The sequence below is a fragment of the Actinomyces vulturis genome (assembly GCF_001687305.1).
GTDB lineage: Bacteria > Actinomycetota > Actinomycetes > Actinomycetales > Actinomycetaceae > Actinomyces > Actinomyces vulturis.
In genome coordinates, this window is record NZ_LZRK01000003.1 from 396,921 (window position 1) to 416,271 (window position 19,351).

Consider the following 19,351-nt stretch of genomic DNA (forward strand, 5'->3'; position numbering starts at 1 on the left):
TGCACCTGACGAAAATCCATATTCGTTAAACACAGTGGGGGGCCGCGCCGAATGGCGCGGCCCCCCACTGCTTCACATGAGGATCAGCCAAAACGTCCAGAAATGTAGTCTTCGGTTGCCTGTTCGCTGGGGTTAGAAAAAATCACATCGGTTGTATCGAATTCGACGAGTTGACCGGGCTTGCCAGTTGCTTCAAGGTTGAAAAAGCCAGTGAAGTCACTGACACGAGAAGCCTGCTGCATGTTGTGTGTCACGATCACAATAGTGAACTGCTCTTTGAGGGTGGTAATAAGGTCCTCAATAGCCAAGGTAGAGATCGGGTCCAGCGCTGAACAAGGCTCGTCCATGAGAAGGACACTAGGCTTAACGGCGATAGCACGTGCAATGCATAGACGCTGCTGCTGACCACCAGAGAGGGAGGAACCGGGCTTAGCCAGACGGTCCTTGACCTCATCCCATAAGTTAGCTCCACGTAATGATTCTTCAACAAGATCATCAGCATCAGACTTGGAGATACGACGGTTGTTCAGTTTTACTCCAGCCAGCACGTTATCCGCAATGGACATAGTGGGGAATGGGTTAGGACGCTGAAAGACCATGCCGATCTCGCGACGTACCTGAACGGCATCAACTCCCGGCGCATAGAGGTTCACTCCATCGACGATTACTTCGCCTTCAACACGAGCATTGGGGATAACCTCGTGCATGCGGTTGAGGGTGCGCAGGAAGGTGGACTTTCCACAACCGGATGGGCCAATAAGCGCTGTGACGGTGCAGGGGTCGAGGGTGACGTTCACGTCGCGGACGGCTAGGAAGTCCCCGTAGTAAATATTTTCGTTTCTGACGTCGATTCGCTTTGACACGGCGTCGCCTTTCTAAAGTTTCGCAAGTATGGGGTTTAGCGTCCGCCACGCGGTGAGAAAAAATAACTCACCAGTCGGGCGATGATATTGAGCAGCATAACGATGATGATGAGAGTTAATGCGCCAGCCCATGCACGTTCCATTGCTGCGCTACCACCACGTGCGTATTGGTCGTACACGAGGACAGGCAAAGTTGCCATGGATCCGTGGAAAGGGTCAGTGTTGGCCTTCATAGGCAAGCCTACAGTGATGAGCAAAGGTGCCGTCTCACCAATCACGCGGGCGATAGCAATCATGACACCGGTAGTAATACCAGCGATCGCGGTACGTAAGACCACCGCAATAATCGTGCGCCATTTGGGAACGCCCAGCGCATAAGATGCTTCACGAAGTTCATGAGGTACAAGTTTGAGCATCTCCTCAACACTTCGCACCACCACAGGAGTCATGAGGACACTCAATGCAACAGCACCGATGATGCCTGCTTGGAAACGAGGGCCCATGACGATCAGGAACACTGAGTACGCAAACAGGCCAGCGACGATTGAAGGAATACCGGTCATCACATCGACCAAAAAGGTTACGACTTTAGCGAGCCAACCACCGTCGTATTCGACAAGAAAGATAGCCGTCATGATGCCTAACGGCACAGAGATCAATGTGGCAATACCGGTGATTTCCAGGGTTCCCACAATGCCATGGTACATACCGCCATTTTCATCGGTAGCGCCGCGCATAGTGGTCATAAGAAAGTCAATGCCGAAGCGTTCAAGTCCATGAACGAGAACCATCCACACCAGGCTGGCTAGTGGGACCATGACAATGGCAAAAGCACAGAAGATGGACACAGTCAGAAGGGTGTTTTTACCCCACCGCGCACCTTCGTACCACCAAGACAAACCGGTGGCGCTGACAATCCAGAGAACACCAGTAAGGGCGAGTGCTGCTGTCATTGAGCCGGATAAGACAAAAACGATAATGGTGGAAACCACCATGCTTCCTACAAGCGTCGCCCAAATAAACCAACGGGGTAAACGCTGGGCAACGAGGGAGGAGCGGGGCGGTTTGGGGTCTGCAAGTACATCAATGTGTGCGGACATCAGCGAGCTCCTGAGAATTCTGCACGTCGGGCAATGATCCAGCGAGCCAAACTGTTAACGGCCAGAGTCATGACGAAAAGGACAAGGCCGGTAGCAATAAGTACATTCACGCTCAATCCGTAGGCTTCACGAAATTGTCCTGCGATGTTGGCTGCAATGGTTTGGTGCTGTCCGGGAGCAAGGATTTTGAAATTGATTTTGTCGCCGGGACTCAAAAGCATGAGCACAGCCATCGTTTCGCCCAGTGCACGACCTAGCCCGAGCATGGACGCGGAAATGATTCCTGAGCGGGCAAAGGGAAGAACGGCCTGGGCGATCATTTCTTGACGAGTAGCGCCCAACGCCAAACTTGCTTCTTCATGAAGACGGGGAGTTTGGAGGACCACTTCACGGACGGTTGCGGTAATAATCGGCAAAATCATGACCGCAAGAACGAGTGACGCGGTTGCAATATTTTTCGCTGGGGCCTGGTAGTCCGCAAACAAGGGTATCCACCCTGCGACCTTGTTGAGCCAAGCCATTGCTGGTTCGACACGCGGAATAAGCCAGAGAAATCCCCACAGACCGAACACAACAGAAGGGATTGCGGCGAGAAGATCAACAAGATAGCCCAAGGGATGAGCAAGATAACGCGGGGCCAGGTGAGAAATAAAGAGGGCGACAGCAACACTGAGAGGTACAGCAATGAACAGAGCAATAGCACTGGAAAGCACTGTGCCGAAAACCAACGGGGCTACATATCCGGCAAATGATTTTCCTCGCATGAAATCCACTGCTGCCAGATCGTCTTTTGACGCGCTAAGCGCAGGCAAAGCCTGGATGATGAGGAAGGCCGCTACGAGAGCAAGAACGGCCATGATCACCAAACCGGCCCCCCGGGCGGCTCCAGCGAAAATAGTGTTTCCTACGGCCCCCGGGGCTTGATGATGTGATTGTGTGGTTGCAGATGTCACTGGATGGTCTCCACCGCGGCCATCACCTTGGTACGTAAAGCATCGGTAAGGGGTGCGCTACCGGCCTTATCGTGTGCCTGCTGCTGACCTTCCTCGCTAACACAGTAAGACAGGTATGCCTTTACTGTGTCGGCGATATCGGCGTCATCGTACTTCTGGTGTGCAATGAGATATGACACGAGGATGACCGGATACGTACCGGCGGTGTTACGGGAGATGGAGTAAGCCATCACAGTGTCAGTGGCGCCCTCAGCAGGCTTAGAGGCTTCAAGAGCCTTTGCTGCGGCTTGTGCTGATGGGGGAACGAAGGTTCCTTCCAGACCCACGGAAATGGTCCCCAGTGCGCTGGTATCGACTTTGGACTCATCGGCGTAGCCAATTGCACCTTCTGCACCTGCCACGGTAGTAACCATGCCGGAGGTACCATCTCCACTCTGGCCGTCAAAGGGCCAGACTTCTTCAGCCTTATTGGTCCAGTCTTGTGGAGCTGCCTTAGACAAGAAGTCGGTAAAGTTCTTGGTAGTACCGGATTTATCGGAACGGTGAACCACAATAATGGGAGTGGAAGGCAAAGTAACACCGGGATTGTCTGCTGCGATCTCGGGAGCATCCCACGAGGTAATGGCACCAGAGAAGACTTTAGCCACGGTGGAGGCGCTCATCTGGACATGGTTATCACCCTCAAAACCTGCAAGTTTGTAGCAGATAGCAATGGGGGAAATATAGGCGGGAACTTCAATAATGTCACCGGCGGTAGCCAGTTCTTCATCCTTCATCGCGGAGTCAGAACCGCAGAAGTCAACGGCACCTGCAAGAAACTTTTCGCGTCCTGCACCGGAACCGCCGCCGCCATATTGAACATCTGCGTCAGGGTTGGCATCCATGAATGCATTCATCCATGCATCCTGTGCATCGGATTGGCTAGTTGCACCGGCCCCCTTAATGGAACCACGTACCTGTGCGCCGCCCTTAGCGGGGGCAGTGCTGTCATTTGATCCAGAGTCGGCTGTTTCCCCAGCGTCACGACCACATGCGGCCAAGCTCAGGGTGAGTGCGGCAAATGTGCCCATTGCTGCGCGGCGGGAAATCATCACGGTGATCCGTCCTCAATATGTGAAGTCTGCTGATGAAGTGGAAGTCCACTCCTGCAGGCGCTCATGCCTGCATCCCACACGGTAGGAGGCGGAAGTAAAGGAAAAAACAGTAATGGGTTAACGCAAGGTAAATGGTCAGACAATACTGAGAAACTCTCAAAGATTCACAGGGCGCACTCTCTCAATACTCATAACACGTGGCATTTTTCCCCGTGGCTTAGCCACACTAATGACAATACTTTCAGCTGTTTTCAACCATGGGTCTTTCCTTGGCAAGTCTCCTCGTGTATTTGAGGTACACAAGGGTTCAATCGCATCGAAAAGACTCGGCAAGACTGGTCGGTGCGTGCACAGCACGGTGCATGACGCCGTATGGTCCAGCAATTTCTTCAGCAACCGATACGCAGTACGCGCATTCTTTCGGTGAGCAGCCTCAGTTAAGTAACGCTTACTTTTCAGCGGAACACCACTGGCCTGACAGTAGGGCTCAATCGTTTGGATACAGCGCAACCAGGGGCTGGATATCACTTGGGTAGGACCGTAAGCAGCCAGAAGTGGCACCAACGCCTCTGATTGGCTGTTTCCATCGTGAGCAGTAATGGGACGTGTTTCTTCTTTTCCGTCACCTCGGCGTAACCACTGGGTACGTTTCGTTGCTCGTGCATGGCGCGTGATGATAACAGTTCGCGTTTTGAGTGCTCCCTGGTCCAGTAGGTCGGCTACTGAATTAAGCAGACGACGATCACGTGAATAGGTGAGGATACGCCTAGCTTCTTTAATCGGAAGCCATTGCACGTCGTCGATCTCGCTAGCCGGAGCGCGGTGAGCATGGGGGCGTGCGGTTATATAGGGAGCGTCGTCTTCCACGAGCGTAGCGGCATAGTATGTGACTTCCTTTTTTTTACCAGAAGGAAGTCGATAACTGACGATTCCTAAATACATGCCAAGTGTGACGTCGTATCCCGTCTCTTCAGCGATTTCTCGCACTGCGCATGCCGGTAGGCTTTCGCCGGGGTCAACTTTTCCCTTGGGTAAGGACCAGTCACGGCGCGAGGGACGATGAACAACAAGAATATCAATGCCTCGTCCGTGACGGCGCCACACGACTGCTCCCGCTGCACGAATAACGGTAGGTTCAGAGACTTTCATCACCCTTAGCCTTCGTTTTGACAGGCCACCCGTGAACGCGCATTGGCCATAAGCGTGCTCTGAATATCTTCAAGGGGCTCGCCATCCTCACTATGAGTGTGACGTATCCACGAGCCGTCAGCCTCAAGGTGCCAAGAAGAGACCTCATCGCTAGCGCCATGGGTGACAAGCCAGATGAGGTAGGCCTTCTGACTCGGGTCGGTAATCGATAGCAGGGCCTCAACACGGCGATCAAGATTACGGTGCATGAGGTCTGCTGAACCGATCCAAACCTCTTCGTCTCCCCCGTTGGCGAAAGCATAAATACGAGAGTGTTCAAGGTAGCGACCAAGAATGGAACGCACACGAATAGTTGTACTGAGGCCTGGTACTCCGGCGCGTAGCCCACAAATGCCTCGAACCACTATATCCACGGGTACGCCTGCTTGGGAGGCACAGTACAGGGCATCGATGACGGTTTCGTCAATGATGGAATTGACCTTGATACGGATCCAGGCGGGTTTACCTTCTTTGTGGTTGGCGATTTCTCGCTCAATGCGTTCAATCAGGCCGCTACGCAGGGAACGTGGTGCCACCAGGAGACGGCGGAAGCGGGCACGTGGCGCGTAGCCGGAGAGTTGGTTAAACAGGGTGGTGAGGTCCTGGGCCACGTCACGATCGCAGGTAAGGAGCCCCAAGTCTTCGTAACCGCGGGCAGTCTTGGGGTGATAGTTACCTGTGCCTACGTGACAGTAGCGGCGCAATCCATCATCTTCTTGCCTGACCACTAGAGCGAGTTTGCAGTGTGTTTTAAGCCCCACCATGCCATACACAACATGCACGCCAGCGCGTTCAAGTTTACGTGCCCAGGTAATGTTCGCTTCTTCGTCAAATCGGGCTTTAATCTCAACAATAGCAACGACTTGTTTGCCACTTTCGGCAGCTTCGATGAGAGCGTTAATAATCGGCGAGTCACCGCTGGTGCGGTACAAGGTCTGCTTGATTGCTAGTACCTTCGGATCCGCTGCTGCTTGCGCAATGAACTCTTGGACAGAGGTAGCGAATGCGTCATATGGATGGTGAACAAGGACGTCGTGCTCACGTATAGCTGCGAATACATCCGGTGCGCTCGCCGATTCACGGGGTGTAAGGCCAAGAGGAGTGACTGGTACGTAACGAGGGTATTTGAGATCTGGGATATCCAAGTCATGGAGGATATTAAGGCATCGCAGGTCCAGTGGCGCGGGAAGTTTGAACACGTCCTGGTTAGAGATGTTGAGTTCACGCACCAAGTAAGTGAGCACAAAATCGGAGATTGTTTCTTCTACTTCAAGGCGTACTAAAGCACCAAAACGTCGGCGCTCAAGTTCCTTTTCCATGGCAGTAAGGAGGTTCTCTGCGTCATCTTCTTCGACTTCGAGATTCTCATTACGCGTAACTCTAAAAAGGTGATGTTCCACCACATCCATGCCGGGGAAGAGGTGATCAAGGTGGTTAGCGATCACTGCTTCCAAAGGAACAAAAGTGTAATCATCTCGTCCAGGGACAAGAATGAGTCGGGGTAATGACTGGGGCAGTTTAATACGCGCGAAGTGTTGCTTTTGCGTGTAGGGATTGGACAAGATCACGGCGAGATTAAGGGAGAGCGCCGAAATGTAGGGGAATGGGTGCGAGGGGTCTACAGCAAGTGGAGTAAGAACAGGGAATATTTGGTGACGGAAGTAACGTCCTAGTTGTTCGTGGTCTTCATCGGTAAGTTCTTCCCACGTTTTGATAGTGATACCTTCGTTGGCCAAGGCGGGACGGATATCCCCTTCAAACAATGCGGCCTGGCGAGCGGTCAGTTCTTGGGCGCGTTTCGTCACCTGAGCAAGCACCTGGCCAGCACGCAACCCTGAGGGGCGCTTGGGGGTAATTCCTGCATTAATACGGCGTTTCAAGCCTGCCACACGCACCATGTAGAACTCATCGAGGTTCGAAGAGAAGATGGCAGTAAACCAGGCGCGTTCGAGCAGGGGAAGGTCGGGGTCTTCTGCCTGCTCCAGGACACGTTGGTTAAAGTCCAGCCAGGTCAGTTCGCGGTCTACGATACGGGGTTCAAACTCCTCGATATTTTCTGGCTGAGGATAAGTTGCCCGATCACGTTCTGGCCGTGGCGCTGGAGGCAGGGTGGTGGTCAGACTATTAGGGTGAAAAGTTTGCCACTTACCGCTTTTTCCGTTGAGTTCGTCAAAATCTTCGTCGGCCCAGGTGTGGCCTTCATCGTCATGGAAGTCTGCGGGATCTGCCACTTCGATGATGCGTTCAGGTTCTGAGGGGGTGGGAGTGGTCATTAGTCGAGTACTCCTGTGTAGGCACGGCGTGCGGATTCACTGAGTTCATCAGCACTAATATCGAGAGCGCTACGGCGGCGGGTGACGTGATGGGCAAGTGGATCATCGTCGTCGGTAATCCACGACGCATCACTGCTAGCCGCTAGGGCACGCATGAATGACGCGGCCATGGCACAGATTCCGGCAAGTTTTTTGAGATCTCCGTGGGTTTCTCCTCCGAGTGCCACGGCAAGTGCTTGACGGACTTCATTCATTGATGGAGCGGGGCGTGAGTCAATGAGTGCTTGTTCAGCACGCTCGGATAGGTCCGGGTCATCCATAGTGTTCACAGTGACGGCGTAGCGTTGTTCGATGGCTTGGGGGTCACGGTCGATCCATGCGGCAAGCAGCATGAGGCGCCAGAGCGTGCCTGGAAGGGTGGTGGCCGGAGAGTCTGCCCAGAGTTCAGCGAAAGCATCCACGCCCTGTTTGGCTACTGCGTGCACAGCAATATCATGAGTGATAGGAGCGGTTGCCTCTTCGGGGAAGCCTCCGATGAGTGCTTGTGCGCTGGCATGGGCGAGTGCGCTGACAGAGGCCGTGTCCTGGGTTCCTTCAATGCGTTCTGCATCTGCTGGGTCAAGGTGGGCTGGTCGATGAAATGCTCGGGCCATGGTTGCCTCCTGGCGTAGCAGACGGTTGTGACTACTTGTATTGTCACACGGCTAGGGATGCTAGTGAGAAGAGTTTTACGTGAAGAGTTGGTAAACACTATGACTTCTTCACTGAGAGAAATACCGTCAGAGTTTTGGCAGGCACTTTGGGAAGATAGAAGCATGACTTCTTCTCTCGATCCAGCAGCCATTGCCCGCACTGATGCCCAGTGGAGGCGTGAACTGACTCCTATGGAGTATCACGTGCTTCGCGAGGCTGGAACGGAACGACCCTTTACTGGCCAATATGTCAGCGAGAGTCGAGAGGGCATTTATTCCTGCCGTGGCTGCGGGGCGGAGTTGTTCCGTTCCTCCACGAAGTTTGATGCGGGCTGCGGCTGGCCATCGTTCTACGATCCTACGCATAGCGATGCTGTGCGGTTAACTACGGATCATTCGCATGGCTTAGAACGGACCGAGGTACGCTGTGCTACCTGCGATTGTCATCTAGGGCATGTCTTTGATGATGCGCCCCAGACTCCGACGGGTCAGCGCTACTGTATGAATTCCATCAGCCTGTCATTCACTCCAGATTCCGGGGAAGAGTCCCGCTAATGTCTGCTGCGAAGAGTCCTCGTGCACTTCGTGTGCTGACCGTGAATCTTCAACATTGCGCTCCGAATTCCTCTCATCGTCGAGGCTTATCTGTGGAGTCTATTGCCGACCCTGGGGAGGCCAGGCGTGTCATTGAGGAATTGGCGAAGCAGATTCGCGCTTGTGATGCCGATGTGGTGGCTCTTCAAGAGGTGGATTACCGCCAGAAACGTAGTGGCACTATCGATCAGGTTGGGGCCTTGCGCGAAGCGTTGGGTTGGCCATCAGGACAGTTCTGCGCCGCCTATGCAGGTGCGGTGAATGGGTTACGGCGCCGCCCAGCACAGATGGCACTGCAATCGTCGGCTGATGACTATCTTGGCCCCTTCCTTGCCCTAACCGGTAAACCGCTGCGCGGCTATGGGATTGGTTTGCTAAGTAAGTATCCGGTGACCTCGTGGCATATGGCACGCTTGGGCCGTGGGCCTGCGACTATTGTTCGCCGTAAGGGTGCATTTTTGGGACATAAGGTATTTACTTCATCAATGCGCGTGCTTCTAGCTGCTCATATTGATACCCCTGTGGGTCCCGTAGTGGTGGGGTCGGCGCATCTGGCTACTCGGGGTGATGAAGCTCGGCGGCAGTTAGTGGATTCCTGGGCAGCCCTACAGGATGTTGCCCCCTCTACTGAAAGCCTCCCCCCTGCTCATGAGACGAGGAAAAGTACTTCGACTGCTCATGTGCTGGTTGGTGATTTCAACATCAATGCTGAGGACTTGCAAAAAACTGGAATTGGTCGCCCTGTGGGTGAGGGGGCAACATTCCCCAGTGAAGACCCGCGTCAACGCATCGACCACATTGTCCTTGATCCCCTGCCGCTATCCCCTGAGGGGATTATGGCTGGGTCTTGTGAAAAAAACTCGTCTGATTCATCGCGGAACGACGCCGTATCCTCTTCTCACTCTGTTGCCGCACCTTTGGTGGCCAAGCAGTGGGGGGTAGAGCATTTCTGCGTCTCTGATCATCGTGGCACGTGGGCTGATCTTGTTCGCTGCGATCAGTTAAGTACCTTCTTACAGAACTGACCACTTCTTTATACATGCCCTAGTAACCAGAGATATCACTGCAATAATAACGAAAGGTCCCACCACGACTGTGATGGGACCTTTATACAGTACCCCCCGTGGGACTCGAACCCACAACCTACGGATTAAAAGTCCGGAGCTCTACCATTGAGCTAGAGGGGCGTGGTTACAAAGTAACGCACGAGCGAGAGTCTACCTGAGGTTGAACCTGAAACGAATTCCTAGACGCTTTTTGTCTCTTATGCCACATCTACGCCGCACCTCAAGCAGATCTCACGCCCCTCACGAATGCATATGCTTTGCACTCATCGCGGATCGAAATTCTGGGATTTTCCAGCACGGAAGCGCACCAATCATTACCGATAAGACCGATACAAAGCGGCGGGGTCTGAATCCTGTCAGAGCCCCGCCGCACACGTCTACAGTGCCACAGCAATTACTTACGGCTACGCCATCCAATGAATCCACTGATGAGAACCATGGCCGCGATCACGGAAATGATCAGGCGAATCCAATCAACGCCTTCAGTGTTCTGCAACGAGGGGAACGGTGAAGTGATCACCCATCCGAGGAATGAGCCCACTACACCCAGCACAATCGTCCACAGCAGGGAAATATCCTGTTTACCGCGCAAGAACAGACGTGCCAGCGCACCAACGATCAAGCCGGAGAAAAGAGTGGAGAAGAATCCTCCCATGAAAATGTCCTTTCGTTACTTTTTTCAAGGGCATAGAACACTAACACGCACCGGAGGTGAATTATTCCGAGATGTTCACTCAGTGCAATTCATTCAGTGGCGGAGCAAGGTCCACACGAGTGCGCGGAAGACCTTCAGGACATTCACGCTGAAGCCACACCATGATCTTTTCTCGAACCTCGCACTGCAGGTCCCACACATCGCCAGGTGTAGCACCGGTGACAGTAATTCGAGCAGTAACCGTAGGCCCTGACGCATCAGTAACAAGCACCCGAGCATCACGTTCATCCCATGCATCCGATGCAGAGACAATACGCTGAACTTCGGCACGCATCGCATCCACATCACATCGCCAATCCACGCACATCAAGATGGCGCCAGTAACCTCACTGCCTCGCCGCGACCAATTCACGAAAGGATTTTCAGTGAAGTACCGAGAAGGCAAAATGAGCCGACGATCATCCCAAATATGAACCACGACGTAAGTCAGTGTGATTTCCTCAATAGTGCCGTATTCGCCTTGAACGACGACCACGTCGTCAACCCGAATCGCATCAGTAACAGCTAGTTGAAGGCCTGCAAAGACGTTTCCAAGTGTGGACTGAGCCGCTAAACCAGCAATCACCGAAATCAAACCTGCACTGGCGAGCAACGACCCCATTGCCACGCGCGCACTGGGATAGGTCATGATGACGCCCACCAAGCCACACAGAACAATCACAACTTGAGCCACACGACGAATAACCTGCGCTTGGGTGGTCACACGATTCACTCGGCCCTCATCACCTGAAAGGCGAACATAATCAAGGATCGTCGCTTCTGCTGTCTTTGCTATAGCAACTACCAGACACGTCAAAGTGATAATGATGGCAATCAGCCACAGATGAAGGACGGCCGCCGCCCAAGAGGGACCAACGCGTCGAAAAATTGCCGCTTGCACTCCAAGCCATCCACCTGCGCTAATCGACAGCGCATACAACGGCACACGGCAATAACGGGCAGCCTCGAGCCATATCACTCGGCGCTTCCCCATGGCTTTCATGACGAAGACCACCACAGTGGCCACAATGAGGCTGAGAAGAATTCCTACCGCCATGTGACCAGCGAGATCCACGATGTCTTTAGTGGTTTCTACCGCCGCATCAGTGGCATTATCGACACTTCCTCCCACCTTTTGGATGAGAATGTGCCTGACAAGGTGAGTCATCATGTGAGTAAGCCTACGGTGAGTAACGGACAAGATGGCAGGAGATAAAACAAAATCCCCCAGGCTAAACCTGGGGGATGATGGTGGCTCCGACCGGCGTCGATCCGGTGACCTTTCGATTTTCAGTCGAACGCTCTACCAACTGAGCTACAGAGCCTTGGGAACGAAGGCCCGGTCAATACTGACCGGGCCCACGCTATCCGCGACCTCGACGGGACTTGAACCCGCGACCTCCGCCGTGACAGGGCGGCGCGCTAACCAACTGCGCCACGAGGCCTTGTTTTTGGCCTAAGCCAGACTCTACATGAGCCATAATCACTCACGCGAATCCGTACCCCCAACGGGATTCGAACCCGTGCCGCCGCCGTGAAAGGGCGGTGTCCTAGGCCGCTAGACGATGGGGGCCATGACCCTCGGCGTTTTCGCGCCTCGAACCGAGAAGAACTTTATGGGGTTCTCCACCCGCCATGCAAATCGCGAGAGCGTGACCCTCGCCACATAGAGGTTTTTCGTTGCTATATCAACGTTTTTCTCAACTTCTAGAAATATGTGTTCTGTGTCGGAAACGAGAATTCCGCAAAGAAGCGCGCAAGAAGCACACAATCGTGAGATTCTTGGATCTGTCTCTATATGCCCAGCACTCTGCCCCGCGCTAGCCAAGTTCCATCCGCTCTATAACGGAACATATGTCCTGCTTCCATTGCGGAGGAATGCCGTGCCGGGCGACTCGAACAGATAGTTCCCCTCATAGGAAGGCCACACCGTGACTCAATCACTCCCCCCTCAGGCTCCTGCGGAGACCTCCGCAAAGCCTTCTTCGACTGTGGGCGAGTTAGTGGCTCGCATTTCTGAAAACGTTTCTGCTCTGATCTCCGGAGAAATTGAACTTGCCAAAGCGAAGGCCAAGCAGATGGGCTCCAAGATGGGTCTGGGTATTGGACTACTGGCCGGCGCCGGCATTCTTGCCCTCTATGGGCTCGGCTTTCTTTTTTCCACCTTCGCAAAGGTGTTAGAGATTTGGCTCCATCCCGCAGCCTCCTACGGTATTGTCACCGCCGCGATTTTCATCGTCGTTATTATTCTCGCTTTGGTCGGCAAGTCTCAGATCGACAAGGGCAAGCAATCCACCCCTACCCCTCAGGCGGGGTTCAAGGCTGACGTTGAAGTAATGAAGTCTTCTCTCCAGGCCGGCCTGAAAAGCGGTGAGGCCAAATGAGTCAGGATTCAATGAGCGTTGAGCAGTTAACTGCTGATCTTGAGAACCGTCGCGCAATTCTCGCCGCCGACGTAGAGGCACTCGCTCACCGCCTAAGCCCCGCGTCCATGAAGGAGTCACTCTTGGGCGGGTTTAAAGCTAAGGCTCAAGAAAAAGTATCTGTTCTCAGCGACAAGGCCTCAGTACTAAGCGATTCCGTGTCGTCTTTTAAGTTTCGCAGTAACGATGACGACGACTACGAAGAAGCTGACCACTCACCGTCCATTCTGACTGCCGCTAAGCGCGCCGCAGCGGAGGCTTCTGAGGAACCGACCGCCGTATCCTACGGTGTTGCTGGAGTTGCCCCCTCTGAAGTTGATGGTATTCAGGCATCACCTTGCAACCCTAACGATCCATGGGCGCCATCTCCCCAGGCGCAAGAAAAAATGCAGGCAGTTGCCGACGAGACTTTTCCTCTCCAAGAGAAAATCAAGGCCATGCTTCCCACCTGTATGACCGACGGCGAAGACTGCCCAATTCGCAAAACAGTTAACACTGCTCAGAAGCAGGCCACTCGATTAATTAACGATGCCCGCGATGGCGATCCACATTCTCTTGGAATTATGACCGCTGCAGCCCTCGTTTTGGCTGGCGTCAGCATCACAGCACTAGTAAAGGCACTTCGTTCATGAGCGAATCACAGCACGCCTCTACCAAGGAAAGCGTCGAAGAAATCGAACAGCGCTTAGCGCGTCAGCGCGAAGCTCTCGCTTTAAACGTTGATGAGTTAGCTGCGAAGATCGATCCTCGCGAACAAGCCAAGGCCTTAAAAAAACAGGTCACAGATCATTTCTCAGAGACCATTTCAGGCGGACCATCAGGTTCATCGCCGCTTTCTCAAGTGATGAATGCGGCTGGCTCAACGTTCACCGCAGCAAAAGAAGGTGACATTGCCGCTCGTGGTGTTGTCGCGGGTGCTGCACTAGGAGCGTTCGCATTAGGCCGTTTGGTAACGCGCATTATTCGCCACTCATAAAGGCAGCCATAACCTTGTTATGGTTACCTCTTTCTGCTGTTGTCGACGCGTCGAATGGAGTTGAACACTCCAAGCGTTGTACGGTTAGCACACGACACATATGACCATGACACGGCAAGCCCTTCGGGATTTGCCGTCACAACGTTGGAGGGGGTCGAGCCTATGGGGCGCGGCCGTCAGAAGGCCAAGGCAACTAAGGTTGCCCGCAAGTTGAAATATTTCAGCCCGGAGACTGACTACGCGGCACTTGAGCGTGAGCTCGCTTCCGCGAATTCGTCTGCCGAGTCTGTTGATATGGATGACGTGGATTACGCCGAATACGCCGCTAAGTACGCTGAGGACGATTGGTTCGAAGCCGAAGATTGAGCGGTTACTAGCGCAATCCATTGATTGAGCGAGTGTTCCCGGTTCGGGGCAGAGCCCCGAACCGGGTTTTCTCGCGTCTTTTTCCGGTTCAGACTTATCGTTCGCCAATAAGTCAATGGCGGTTACTGCATAAGCAGTAACCGCCATTCTCACTCGTGGGTTAACAGCAGCGATCAAGCAACCCGGTAGTTTCCAAGCATGTCAACACCACCGCCATCTACACCCTTGGTTCCGCGAACCACACGGCCCCGAGTAGTGTATTCGCTCTCAGCATGGACATCACCAAGAATCCAGGCAGATGCTCCAGCAGCGTTGAGGCATGTCAAAGCAGAATCCGCACATGTTCTATCAACGATGGCGACCATGCCCACACCAAGGTTAAGAGTGGATTCGAGATCATCGAAGGGAACGCCGCCATCTGTCTGAACCATTGAGAAAATCGGGGGAATCTCCCAGGAGTCTCGACTAATGCGAGCAATCAATCCTTGTGGCAAAACACGAGAAACGTTAGCCGCTAGACCACCGCCGGTAACGTGGCTCAGTGCATGAACTCCCAGCGGTTCAAGCCCTTCAGGACAGTTCTTCGTGCTTTCTTCTCCCTGCCCCACAGCCTCGATCAAGTCAAGGCATAGCGAGGCGTACAGTGCAGTGGGGACCAAGAGTTCTTCACCAATAGTGTGTCCAAGGTCAGCACGGTAGTCATCAAGTTTCCAGCCGGCTACCTCGGCAACACGGCGCACCAGGGAGTAGCCATTGGAGTGCAGCCCTGAGGATGCTATTGCGATGAGAACATCTCCGGGCCGAACACGTTCCGCCCCAAGCATGCGGCTGGCTTCCACTACACCGGTGGCGGCACCTGCAACGTCGTATTCGTCAGCTGCCATGAGGCCGGGATGTTCTGCCGTTTCTCCACCAAGTAACGGGGTACGCACAGCGGCACAGGCTTGGGCTACACCGCGAACAATGTCCGCAATACGTTCGGGAACCACATGCCCGCAAGCAATGTAGTCCGTCATAAGAAGAGGCTTAGCTCCTACCACGACGATGTCATCGACGACCATCCCCACAAGGTCTTGGCCGATCGTGTCATGAATATCAAGGGCCTGCGCGATAGCAACTTTGGTACCCACACCATCAGTGGAGGTAGCCAACAGAGGGCGGCTGTACTCGCGCAGATCGCTGACATCAACCATGCCAGCAAATCCGCCCACTCCCCCAACAACTGCGGGGGTCATGGTGGCAGCAACGCTTGCCTTCATCAGTTCGACGGCGCGGTCGCCAGCTTCCGTATCGACGCCTGCCTGTGCGTAGGTGACACCAGTGTTCTCGACGGGGTAGGGGGTGGGCGTGGTCATCAGGCGATGCCTCTCAGAACGTTGTTGAGATTTACAGGGTGGTTGGCGCCTGAGTGGGCACCTCAGGGACGCCGGATTCTTTGCGGCGTCGGTAAACACGGGGTACTCGGCTGATGGGGAGCGTACCGAGGACGGCTCCTTCTTCAGGGGGAGCAACGGGATACTCGCCGGTGAAACAAGCCATGCACAGTTCATCAGATGGCTGCCCCGTGGCTTTTACCATTCCGGCGACGGACAGGTAGCCCAAAGAATCTGCGCCCATGGACTGGCAGATTTCCTGTGTTGTCATGCCGTTAGCGATGAGTTCTGCACGGGTGGCGAAGTCAATGCCGTAGAAACAAGGCCATGTGACTGGCGGGGAGGAGATCCTCACGTGTACTTCCTTCGCACCGGCTTCACGAAGCATACGCACCAAAGCTCGCTGAGTGTTTCCACGAACAATGGAATCGTCAACCACAACTAGGCGTTTGCCTTCAATCACCTCGCGCAGGGGGTTAAGTTTCAGGCGAATACCCAGTTGGCGAAGAGTCTGTGTGGGTTGAATGAAGGTACGTCCCACATAAGCATTCTTAACCAGGCCCTGGCCATAGGGGATCCCTGATTCTTGGGCGTAGCCAATGGCGGCGGGGGTTCCCGATTCAGGGGTTGCGATAACCAAATCGGCTGCTACGGGATGTTCACGAGCCAAGGCTGCACCCATCGCATTGCGGGCAGCATTAATATTGCGACCGGCAATCTGAGTATCAGGGCGAGCAAGGTACACATACTCAAAGACACAACCTGCACGTTGTGCTGAAGCAAATCGCGTAGAACGCACACCGTGCTCATTAATTTCGATGAATTCGCCTGGTTCGATCTCTCGGACGTAAACAGCACCGACAATATCCAGGGCTGCAGTTTCTGAGGCAACTACCCAGCCACGTTCAAGACGCCCGAGAACCAAAGGGCGGATGCCCTGGGGGTCACGTGCGGCATAGAGAGTGTTCTCATCCATAAGGACGAGTGAGAAGGCGCCGTTAAGCATCGGCATCACGCGCAAGGCAGTGTCAGCCACACTCAACGGCGCCTGGAGCTCGTCTTCATCCTTTGATGTGGGCAAGTCCGGAGCGAGAGTTCCTCGTTCAGACACGAGGTGCATCATCGCAGTAATAACGGCTGTATCTGTAGATGAGCCACGCCCAAGTTCACCAGTAAGGTCTTCACCGCTAGCTGCACGCACGCTTTCGATAAGTTCACGTGTATTGGTGAGGTTACCGTTGTGTGCCAAAGCAACAGTGCCGGTGGCGACAGGGCCAAGCATTGGTTGGGCATTTTCCCAGGTGGTGGCACCGGTGGTGGAGTAACGGACGTGACCGACAGCAATATGTCCAGGCAAACCGCCGAGGATCTGATCGTCGAAGACTTGGGAAACGAGCCCCAAATCTTTATAGATAAGGATTTTCTTACCGTCCGACGTTGCGATGCCAGCTGCTTCTTGGCCACGATGCTGCAGAGCGTACAAACCAAAATAGGTCAGTCGTGATACATCTTCTGCCGGTGCCCACACACCAAAAACACCGCACTCTTCGCGAGGCTTTGGTTCGTCATCATCAAGATGAAAGGACTGGACGGGTTTGCACATTTGAGACTCCGCACCCAACTGGGATTTCAGCGGGAAGGAGTGGTTCGGGGTTTCACCGGTACACACACCTATAGTTTTACACAATTCAACAAATAATGACGACGGGGCGCTTCTTCGGATCTTTTTCTGCACGACGAAGAATCTCATGAGTGGATGAGCCCACTTGCCCTTGACCAAAAAGGAGGAATCGCAGCACATTAGCCACAGGTGTTCCTTCTGACCAGTCCACGTAAAGACGCGGTGGAACAGCGGACATATCACGAACAGCTAGGCAGACTGCAGCCAAAGCATTCGGAATACCTACGCCTTGAACAGTCATGACGAAGTGATTACCCACCATGCGTCCCGTGACGTGAAGATCTTGAGTAAATGCTGATGTGTCCTGCACATCGACTTCGATGAAGACGAGACTTTTTCCACCCACTAGAGGTTGTTTACGGCGAATTAGCGCAATCTTGTGGTCATAATCGCGTGCACCCCACTCATCAGGTTGATGAATATGGTCATGCCCTTGGGGTGTCCACATATGACGTACCTTGTGGGCGATTAACCGAATGGGCTGAGGCGTTTGGGCAAGATACTCTCTACTAGCCTGATCGAAATCCACATGAACTGTACGTAATTCGTAACTGCGATGAGCGCGGGAAACAACGGATGCCACAACAAGTAGGGCAGTAAGGATCAGAGCAATTTTTAGGCCGCTGGGGCGCTCCACCATGTTCGTCAGGGTGGTGTAGATGAAGATCGCTGTAATAAGGCCAAAATACACCCATCCACGTACGTTGTGCTGATGGAGATACATGACGAAAACAGCAAACGCTGCACTCGTCATAAGGACTAAAACACCGGTCGCGTATGCAGCACCTTGAGCATCCACATCTGCATCAAAAATGATGGTAATAACCACAGCGACAGTGAGTACCACAAGAACCAACGGACGGGTTGCTTCGAGCCAGGCGGGAGCCATTCCGTAACGCGGAAGATACCGTGGGATGACATTAAGGATGCCAGCCATGGCTGATGCTCCCGCGAGAGCCAAAATAAGGATGGTGGCCAGGTCATAGACCGTGCCGAACCCGGAGCCGAGCAAATGGTGAGCGAGGTAGGCCAATGCACGTCCATCAGCTTCGCCGCCAGGCTTAACTTCCTTTTCAGGGATGAGGGTCGTCACCACAATGGAGGAGGTCACCAGCAACATGCTCATAATGACGGCGGCGGTGGCAAGAAGTTTACGTGTCCCAACAATTCGGCCAGCAAGTTCACCTTTGGGATGAGGAGCGGATATTTGCGGCATCACAGCCACACCAGTTTCAAACCCACTCATTCCCAGAGCAAGGCGTGGGAAAACGATAACAGCAATCAGAAAAATACCTAAAGGGCTATCGCTGGCGTTTGACAGCCTTCCCTGCCATTCGGTGATGTAGTGCGGATTCGCAAGAAGATACATCCAGCAACGAGCGATGAGAAAGACGTTAAGACCGATAAATGGCACCACTACTGCAACAGCAAGTCCAATGGCTTCAGTGAATCCCTTGAGAAAAAGCAATGCCAGCAGGCTGATAATGATGAGGGTAAGAATAAGGTTTTGTCCCTGCAACCAGGACGGGGCTAATGAATTTCCCACGATGTGGGCAGCAGCGTCTGATGAGGACAGCGTGATGGTGACAAGGTAATCCGTACAAGCGAAGCCGAGAAGAAACAGCACCATAACTTTCGACGGCCAACCTTTTATGAGCCGTTCGAGCATGCGGATCGAACCTGCACCGTCATGACTTCGTTTGGCCACAATTGCATAGACAGGAAGTGCGCCGCAAAGCGTAACGATAACAAGAACAAGTGTGGCGATGGGCGCAACTGCCCCGGCAGCAAGAAGGGCAATAGCAGGCTGATATCCAAGGGTAGAAAAGTAGTCCACACCGGTAAGGCACATAACTTTCCACCACGGGTGACCTTCGGCGTGCTCTGCCGGCACACCATGGGGGGCTTGATCAGTGATGGTGTGTTCTGCCAGGAGCCATTGGCGGATACTCATTGTTCCTCAGCATGAGTCGATACTGTTGTATTACTCTTGTCACATTACTCTTGCTTAGAA

18 protein-coding genes and 4 tRNA genes are annotated in these 19,351 nt (G+C 53.7%); 6 read left to right on the top strand and 16 right to left on the bottom strand.

What is annotated here, in order from left to right:
- Positions 1 to 83 precede the first annotated feature (83 nt).
- The 7 genes from pstB to A9753_RS06490 all read right to left on the bottom strand — a co-directional run bounded on the left by pstB (position 84) and on the right by A9753_RS06490 (position 8,124).
- Positions 84 to 863: a phosphate ABC transporter ATP-binding protein PstB gene (gene pstB, locus A9753_RS06460; RefSeq protein ID WP_067782033.1), complete on the bottom strand. Its 780-nt coding sequence runs from the start codon at positions 861 to 863 to the stop codon at positions 84 to 86.
- A gap of 35 nt (positions 864 to 898) precedes the next feature.
- Positions 899 to 1,963 carry a phosphate ABC transporter permease PstA gene (gene pstA, locus A9753_RS06465; protein ID WP_067782036.1) on the bottom strand — a complete coding sequence of 355 codons (1,065 nt, stop codon included), beginning with the start codon at positions 1,961 to 1,963 and terminating at the stop codon, positions 899 to 901.
- A complete protein-coding gene (gene pstC, locus A9753_RS06470) occupies positions 1,963 to 2,916 on the bottom strand; it encodes a phosphate ABC transporter permease subunit PstC (protein ID WP_067782038.1) in 954 nt (317 codons plus the stop codon). Before pstC ends, pstA begins: the two co-directional genes overlap by 1 nt.
- Positions 2,913 to 4,007 (bottom strand): phosphate ABC transporter substrate-binding protein PstS, encoded by a 1,095-nt coding sequence (gene pstS / locus A9753_RS06475; RefSeq protein ID WP_067782040.1) that lies wholly within the window; start codon positions 4,005 to 4,007, stop codon positions 2,913 to 2,915. The genes pstC and pstS overlap by 4 nt, the downstream gene beginning before the upstream one ends.
- Positions 4,008 to 4,166: 159 nt before the next feature.
- Entirely contained in the window at positions 4,167 to 5,159 is a 993-nt protein-coding gene (locus A9753_RS10120) for an NUDIX hydrolase (protein WP_067782376.1), read from the bottom strand.
- 5 nt (positions 5,160 to 5,164) lie between these two features.
- The gene (locus tag A9753_RS06485; protein ID WP_083090373.1) at positions 5,165 to 7,471 is read right to left on the bottom strand and encodes an RNA degradosome polyphosphate kinase; all 2,307 of its coding nucleotides are present in this window, start codon (positions 7,469 to 7,471) and stop codon (positions 5,165 to 5,167) included.
- Positions 7,471 to 8,124 (bottom strand): hypothetical protein, encoded by a 654-nt coding sequence (locus A9753_RS06490; RefSeq protein ID WP_067782043.1) that lies wholly within the window; start codon positions 8,122 to 8,124, stop codon positions 7,471 to 7,473. Before A9753_RS06490 ends, A9753_RS06485 begins: the two co-directional genes overlap by 1 nt.
- A gap of 162 nt (positions 8,125 to 8,286) precedes the next feature.
- Between A9753_RS06490 and msrB the strand changes: the two genes are divergently transcribed.
- Positions 8,287 to 8,718, top strand: a complete 432-nt coding sequence (gene msrB, locus A9753_RS09450) for a peptide-methionine (R)-S-oxide reductase MsrB (protein WP_245637389.1) — start codon at positions 8,287 to 8,289, stop codon at positions 8,716 to 8,718.
- A complete protein-coding gene (locus A9753_RS06495) occupies positions 8,718 to 9,782 on the top strand; it encodes an endonuclease/exonuclease/phosphatase family protein (protein ID WP_067782046.1) in 1,065 nt (354 codons plus the stop codon). Before msrB ends, A9753_RS06495 begins: the two co-directional genes overlap by 1 nt.
- A 90-nt stretch (positions 9,783 to 9,872) precedes the next feature.
- Here A9753_RS06495 and A9753_RS06500 read toward each other — a convergent pair.
- The 6 genes from A9753_RS06500 to A9753_RS06525 all read right to left on the bottom strand — a co-directional run bounded on the left by A9753_RS06500 (position 9,873) and on the right by A9753_RS06525 (position 12,091).
- Positions 9,873 to 9,944 (bottom strand) — tRNA-Lys (locus tag A9753_RS06500).
- Positions 9,945 to 10,218: 274 nt separating this feature from the next.
- Positions 10,219 to 10,479: a GlsB/YeaQ/YmgE family stress response membrane protein gene (locus tag A9753_RS06505; protein ID WP_067782048.1), complete on the bottom strand. Its 261-nt coding sequence runs from the start codon at positions 10,477 to 10,479 to the stop codon at positions 10,219 to 10,221.
- 79 nt (positions 10,480 to 10,558) lie between these two features.
- On the bottom strand, positions 10,559 to 11,689 hold the full coding sequence (locus tag A9753_RS06510) for a mechanosensitive ion channel family protein (RefSeq protein WP_067782051.1): 1,131 nt from the start codon (positions 11,687 to 11,689) through the stop codon (positions 10,559 to 10,561).
- Between the two features lie 78 nt (positions 11,690 to 11,767).
- Positions 11,768 to 11,843 (bottom strand) — tRNA-Phe (locus A9753_RS06515).
- A gap of 46 nt (positions 11,844 to 11,889) precedes the next feature.
- Positions 11,890 to 11,963 (bottom strand) — tRNA-Asp (locus tag A9753_RS06520).
- Positions 11,964 to 12,018: 55 nt separating this feature from the next.
- Positions 12,019 to 12,091: transfer RNA gene (locus A9753_RS06525), tRNA-Glu, on the bottom strand.
- A 358-nt stretch (positions 12,092 to 12,449) separates the two neighbouring features.
- Here A9753_RS06525 and A9753_RS06530 point away from each other — a divergent pair.
- From A9753_RS06530 to A9753_RS06545, 4 genes are all read left to right on the top strand, one after another.
- Complete coding sequence (locus A9753_RS06530; RefSeq protein WP_067782054.1) at positions 12,450 to 12,902, top strand: phage holin family protein; 453 nt, start codon at positions 12,450 to 12,452, stop codon at positions 12,900 to 12,902.
- Complete coding sequence (locus A9753_RS06535; RefSeq protein WP_083090375.1) at positions 12,899 to 13,573, top strand: DUF3618 domain-containing protein; 675 nt, start codon at positions 12,899 to 12,901, stop codon at positions 13,571 to 13,573. Before A9753_RS06530 ends, A9753_RS06535 begins: the two co-directional genes overlap by 4 nt.
- Complete coding sequence (locus A9753_RS06540; RefSeq protein WP_067782062.1) at positions 13,570 to 13,917, top strand: DUF3618 domain-containing protein; 348 nt, start codon at positions 13,570 to 13,572, stop codon at positions 13,915 to 13,917. Before A9753_RS06535 ends, A9753_RS06540 begins: the two co-directional genes overlap by 4 nt.
- A 162-nt stretch (positions 13,918 to 14,079) precedes the next feature.
- Positions 14,080 to 14,283, top strand: coding sequence for a DUF3073 domain-containing protein (locus A9753_RS06545; protein ID WP_067782064.1), 204 nt, complete (start codon positions 14,080 to 14,082; stop codon positions 14,281 to 14,283).
- 173 nt (positions 14,284 to 14,456) lie between these two features.
- Here the strand turns inward: A9753_RS06545 and purM are convergent, their stop codons facing one another.
- The 3 genes from purM to A9753_RS06560 form a co-directional block, all read right to left on the bottom strand.
- Entirely contained in the window at positions 14,457 to 15,638 is a 1,182-nt protein-coding gene (gene purM / locus A9753_RS06550; protein ID WP_067782068.1) for a phosphoribosylformylglycinamidine cyclo-ligase, read from the bottom strand.
- Between the two features lie 31 nt (positions 15,639 to 15,669).
- Positions 15,670 to 17,259 (bottom strand): amidophosphoribosyltransferase, encoded by a 1,590-nt coding sequence (gene purF / locus A9753_RS06555; protein ID WP_067782071.1) that lies wholly within the window; start codon positions 17,257 to 17,259, stop codon positions 15,670 to 15,672.
- A gap of 85 nt (positions 17,260 to 17,344) precedes the next feature.
- Positions 17,345 to 19,291, bottom strand: a complete 1,947-nt coding sequence (locus A9753_RS06560; protein ID WP_067782073.1) for an APC family permease — start codon at positions 19,289 to 19,291, stop codon at positions 17,345 to 17,347.
- Between the last annotated feature and the right edge of the window lie 60 nt (positions 19,292 to 19,351).

Excerpts from the sequence above, each read along its gene's own strand:
- A9753_RS06505 (WP_067782048.1), bottom strand. The coding sequence starts at position 10,479 with ATGGGAGGATTCTTCTCCACTCTTTTCTCCGGCTTGATCGTTGGTGCG.
- purF (WP_067782071.1), bottom strand. The coding sequence starts at position 17,259 with ATGTGCAAACCCGTCCAGTCCTTTCATCTTGATGATGACGAACCAAAG.
- pstA (WP_067782036.1), bottom strand. The coding sequence starts at position 1,963 with ATGTCCGCACACATTGATGTACTTGCAGACCCCAAACCGCCCCGCTCC.
- purM (WP_067782068.1), bottom strand. The coding sequence starts at position 15,638 with ATGACCACGCCCACCCCCTACCCCGTCGAGAACACTGGTGTCACCTAC.
- A9753_RS06540 (WP_067782062.1), top strand. The coding sequence starts at position 13,570 with ATGAGCGAATCACAGCACGCCTCTACCAAGGAAAGCGTCGAAGAAATC.
- A9753_RS10120 (WP_067782376.1), bottom strand. The coding sequence starts at position 5,159 with ATGAAAGTCTCTGAACCTACCGTTATTCGTGCAGCGGGAGCAGTCGTG.
- A9753_RS06495 (WP_067782046.1), top strand. The coding sequence starts at position 8,718 with ATGTCTGCTGCGAAGAGTCCTCGTGCACTTCGTGTGCTGACCGTGAAT.
- A9753_RS06560 (WP_067782073.1), bottom strand. The coding sequence starts at position 19,291 with ATGAGTATCCGCCAATGGCTCCTGGCAGAACACACCATCACTGATCAA.
- A9753_RS06490 (WP_067782043.1), bottom strand. The coding sequence starts at position 8,124 with ATGGCCCGAGCATTTCATCGACCAGCCCACCTTGACCCAGCAGATGCA.
- A9753_RS06545 (WP_067782064.1), top strand. The coding sequence starts at position 14,080 with ATGGGGCGCGGCCGTCAGAAGGCCAAGGCAACTAAGGTTGCCCGCAAG.
- A9753_RS06485 (WP_083090373.1), bottom strand. The coding sequence starts at position 7,471 with ATGACCACTCCCACCCCCTCAGAACCTGAACGCATCATCGAAGTGGCA.
- pstS (WP_067782040.1), bottom strand. The coding sequence starts at position 4,007 with ATGATTTCCCGCCGCGCAGCAATGGGCACATTTGCCGCACTCACCCTG.
- msrB (WP_245637389.1), top strand. The coding sequence starts at position 8,287 with ATGACTTCTTCTCTCGATCCAGCAGCCATTGCCCGCACTGATGCCCAG.
- A9753_RS06535 (WP_083090375.1), top strand. The coding sequence starts at position 12,899 with ATGAGTCAGGATTCAATGAGCGTTGAGCAGTTAACTGCTGATCTTGAG.
- A9753_RS06510 (WP_067782051.1), bottom strand. The coding sequence starts at position 11,689 with ATGATGACTCACCTTGTCAGGCACATTCTCATCCAAAAGGTGGGAGGA.